This is a genomic window from uncultured Holdemanella sp. (assembly GCF_958348295.1).
Taxonomy (GTDB): Bacteria; Bacillota_I; Bacilli_A; order Erysipelotrichales; family Erysipelotrichaceae; genus Holdemanella.
This window is the reverse complement of sequence record NZ_CATVYQ010000085.1, coordinates 1-4,034: the sequence shown is the minus strand read 5'-3', so window position 1 is coordinate 4,034 and position 4,034 is coordinate 1. Positions and strand designations below refer to the sequence as shown.

Here is a 4,034-nt window from a genome sequence, read left to right as displayed (position 1 = left end):
AATAAATAATCTTAAATCACGAAATTTTGAAGATTATTTCATGCGTAATCACTATACCAAATGAATCTGATTGAAATCACAGGAAATACTTCATATAATTTTAATGAAGAAGACGTGCATAATCTATTCTACATATGTCGAAGTATTTATGATCAGTCTATTTATGAAGAAAAGAGTAATAGCTTTGGGCTTGTGAAAAGCAGTGTGTTAAAAGTAGTCAAGACATTAACGGATGTAGAATGGTTGGATTTAGAAGAATTAGAGGAAAAGGAGGAAATTGAAATGTGTGAAGCTGAAAAGAGATGGCTTGAGGTAAAGTCAAAGGAATGGGAAGCTGAAGGAATAAAAAAAGGAATCGAACAAGGCATCGAACAAGGCATTGAACAAGGCAGTAAGAATAATCGAAAAGAAATGTATCAAACGATGATGGATAAAGGATTCAGTATTTCAAGTATCGCATCAATCTTCTCGGTAAGTGAAGATTCAATTAAAAAGCTATTGATGAAAGCTTAATTGAGTGGGAACGTATATCGTACCCATTCTTTTTATTTAAAATTTAATGAAAAATTGCTACAATAGTTCCTGTATGAAAAAAAATCAGAGTGTTGACCTATTACATGGCCCTATATTTAAATCGTTAAGCTTATTGGCAATTCCAATCATGGCCACTTATTTCATTCAAATGGCATATAACCTAGTTGATATGTTATGGATTGGTTTTTTGGGTTCTGGTGCTGTTGCCAGTATTGGCGTATCCGGTAATTTCATGTATTTGGCAAATGGATTAGTAAATATGCCTAAAATTGGTTCTCAAGCTTTAGTTGGGCAAAGTCTAGGAGCTAATAATAAAATGGAAACAAAAAATTATATTGAAGCTGCTTTTCAAATCTCAATATTGTTTGCGTTAATATATGGAATCATAATTATTGTTTTTCAAAGGAACTTGATTCAATTATTCAATTTATCAGATCCTGTCATCATACAAGATGCACAAAATTATTTATGGATCACATGTGGATTTATTTTATTTTCTTTTGTGAATCAAATTTTTACTGGTATTCTTACAGCTGCTGGACATTCAAAAAACACTTTTATCGCAACCACTACAGGACTAATACTAAATCTTATTTTAGATCCGATTCTAATTTTTGTCTTTAATCTAAGAGTAGTTGGAGCTGCCTTGGCAACAATTATTGCTCAAATCATTGTTACTTTAGTTTTTTTATATGATGCAAAAAGCCTAGATTTATTCCAAGGAATAAACTTATTATCAAAGCCAGATAAAAGCCATATATCTAAAATTCTAAAAATAGGTTTTCCTTCCTCAATTCAAAGTATGTTATTTACATGCATTTCTATGTACATTGCACGTTTAATTTCTAGCTTTGGCGCTATAAGTGTAGCCGTACAAAAAGTAGGTTCTCAAATTGAATCTATTTCATGGATGGCAGCCGATGGATTTAGTGCTTCTATCAATGCGTTTACATCGCAAAATTATGGCGCTAAAAATTATAATCGTGTTCACAAAGGATACAAAACAGGAATACTTGTCGTTAGTTTATGGGGATTATGCACTACGTGCATATTAATTTTTCTTCCAGGTCCTATATTTTCTTGTTTTATCCATGAAACTACTATTCTTCCATATGGAATCGATTATCTAGTTATACTAGGATACTCCCAACTCTTTATGTGCATAGAGATTGCTACACAAGGAGCCTTCAATGGATTGGGTAAGACTTTACCTCCTAGTATTGTCTCTATTGTATTCACATCTGCAAGAATTCCTATGGCTGTTATACTATCTCAAATTTTGGGCGTTAATGGTGTATGGTGGGCCATCTCCATTTCAAGTATAATTAAAGGGATTGTATTGGTTACATGGTTTATTCTTTATTCTAGAAGGAGACTTGTCGTATGAAAAATCACTCTTTAACTGAAGGAAGCATCGCAAAAGGATTACTTTTCTTTGTGATTCCACTTTTCTTTTCAAATCTATTTCAACAACTCTATAACACAATTGATACCTTATTAGTTGGGCATTTTTTAGGCGATAATGCACTGGCTGCAATGGGTGCAACAGCTGCTATTTTTGAATTGATTGTTCAATTTTCAAATGGATGTGGAACTGGATTTAGTATTGTTACTGCTAGATACTTTGGTTCAAAAAATGAAGATGAACTAAAAAAAAGTGTTGCTACATCTTTAATTCTTGGCCTTATTATATCCATTGCGATCACAATTGTTTCTTATGTTTTTATGCCATCATTGTTAACTCTTTTAAAGACTCCAAGAATTATTTATAATGATTCATTAAATTATATACGTTGTATATCTGCTTTCTTGATTATCACAATGTTCTACAATTTAGGTGCAGGTATGTTACGAGCAATAGGAGATAGTCTTAGACCTTTAATTGTACTTTTCTGTTCTTCTATCATTAATATTGTCCTAGATATATTTTGTATCACAATTCTAGATATGGGAGTTTTAGGAGCTGGTGTAGCTACTGTTATTGCACAAGGCATATCGACAATTATTTGTTTCTTTTTAATTTGGAAAGATGCTAAAATACTTATCCCTAAAAAAGAACATTTCCATATGGAATCCTCTATGATTAACGATTTATTAGGGCAAGGATTTTCAATGGGATTCATGTTTTCTATTGTATCCATTGGAACAATCATTCTCCAAACAGGAATCAATGGACTTGGAACACAGATTATTGCCGCACATACAGCTGCACGAAAATTAATGTCCTTATTGTGTCTTCCTTTGTCTACATTAGCTGCTTCTATGGCTACCTTTGTTTCTCAAAATAAAGGAGCTCAAAACTATACTCGTATTATGAAAGGTGTTCGTATGGCAAACACTTGTAGTATTATCTATCCTATATTTTTAAGTATAATCATCTATTTTACAGCTGAAAATCTAGTCCATTTCCTTTCAGGATCAAACAATCCTATTGTACTTGAGAATGGTGCTATGTATTTAAAAATCAATGTACCTTTCTTTATTGTATTAAGTATTCTTCTTAATTTACGAAATACGATTCAAGGTTTTGGATATAAAATCACACCACTTATTTCAAGTCTTATTGAATTCTTTGGAAAAATCGTATTCACTTTATTTCTAGTACCTACATTTAAATATTTGGGTGTATGCTTTTGCGAACCTATTATCTGGTGTTTGATGGCTAGTCAATTATTATTTTCATATCACAGAATCATAAAACCATTTAAAGCGCAGAACTAATATCTGCGCTTTGTTATGTATTATGCTTGTATAAATTGTTTTAAATAATCTTCATCTAAAATTAAGATTTTTTGATTGACCATTGTAATGACGTTTTCCTCACGTAATCCTCTTAATATACGGTTTACACTATTTCTTGTGGAAATACCGCAGAAGCCAGCTATATCGTCGTTCGTAACTTGGAAATCAATTATTATTCCATCCTTTAATTTTCTTCCAAATAATGGAATTAACGAATAAATAAAAGCCCAAACAGCTCCATTTTTTCCATTCATTGTCATAAGTTGTTGTCTTAAAATAGCTTCTGATAATTTATTTCGATAATATGAATTTACATAATCTTGTAGATTTGTATCTTGATTTACATATTCCCAAAACAATACCCTTGGAATACGATAAAATACAGCTGTATCACTTTCTATACGAACATTAAATGGTGCTGACGTATATTGACTTACTTCGTCTTTTAAAAGTGAAATAATATCCGGCCCTTTAATATACGATATATTAAATTCGCGACCATCACGTAAAATTATACTTGTTTTAATAACGCCTTCCTTTAACACATATGTATCTTGTTGTTCCAATCCATAATACGTTAAATATGTATGTCTTTTTTTTGTAACTGTAGGCACATCTTTTTCTTCAAGAAATTTTATTAAATAGTTACTGCCCATAAAAACCCATTTCTCCTTCAGTTAAAATAGTATAACACAATCCAAAAAATATGTAGGTAACATATGTTATTATCTTTAATTGTTTCATAAGAAAGAAAAAGG

The 4,034-nt window shown here is 31.2% G+C and carries 4 protein-coding genes; 3 read left to right on the top strand and 1 reads right to left on the bottom strand.

What is annotated here, in order from left to right; translation table 11 throughout:
* Window positions 1-60 precede the first annotated feature (60 nt).
* From Q3907_RS10515 to Q3907_RS10505, 3 genes are all read left to right on the top strand, one after another.
* Window positions 61-513, top strand: a complete 453-nt coding sequence (locus tag Q3907_RS10515; protein ID WP_301898236.1) for a hypothetical protein — start codon at window positions 61-63, stop codon at window positions 511-513.
* A gap of 73 nt (window positions 514-586) precedes the next feature.
* Window positions 587-1,921 (top strand): MATE family efflux transporter, encoded by a 1,335-nt coding sequence (locus Q3907_RS10510; RefSeq protein WP_301898235.1) that lies wholly within the window; start codon window positions 587-589, stop codon window positions 1,919-1,921.
* Window positions 1,918-3,255 (top strand): MATE family efflux transporter, encoded by a 1,338-nt coding sequence (locus Q3907_RS10505; RefSeq protein WP_301898234.1) that lies wholly within the window; start codon window positions 1,918-1,920, stop codon window positions 3,253-3,255. Before Q3907_RS10510 ends, Q3907_RS10505 begins: the two co-directional genes overlap by 4 nt.
* 20 nt (window positions 3,256-3,275) lie before the next feature.
* On the opposite strand, the gene Q3907_RS10500 is transcribed toward Q3907_RS10505, so the two are convergent.
* Window positions 3,276-3,932, bottom strand: a complete 657-nt coding sequence (locus tag Q3907_RS10500) for a Crp/Fnr family transcriptional regulator (protein ID WP_301898233.1) — start codon at window positions 3,930-3,932, stop codon at window positions 3,276-3,278.
* Window positions 3,933-4,034: the final 102 nt, after the last annotated feature.

Bases quoted from the DNA above. Each gene is read 5' to 3' on its own strand.
- Q3907_RS10515 (WP_301898236.1), top strand. From the start codon at position 61: ATGAATCTGATTGAAATCACAGGAAATACTTCATATAATTTTAATGAA.
- Q3907_RS10510 (WP_301898235.1), top strand. From the start codon at position 587: ATGAAAAAAAATCAGAGTGTTGACCTATTACATGGCCCTATATTTAAA.
- Q3907_RS10505 (WP_301898234.1), top strand. From the start codon at position 1,918: ATGAAAAATCACTCTTTAACTGAAGGAAGCATCGCAAAAGGATTACTT.
- Q3907_RS10500 (WP_301898233.1), bottom strand. From the start codon at position 3,932: ATGGGCAGTAACTATTTAATAAAATTTCTTGAAGAAAAAGATGTGCCT.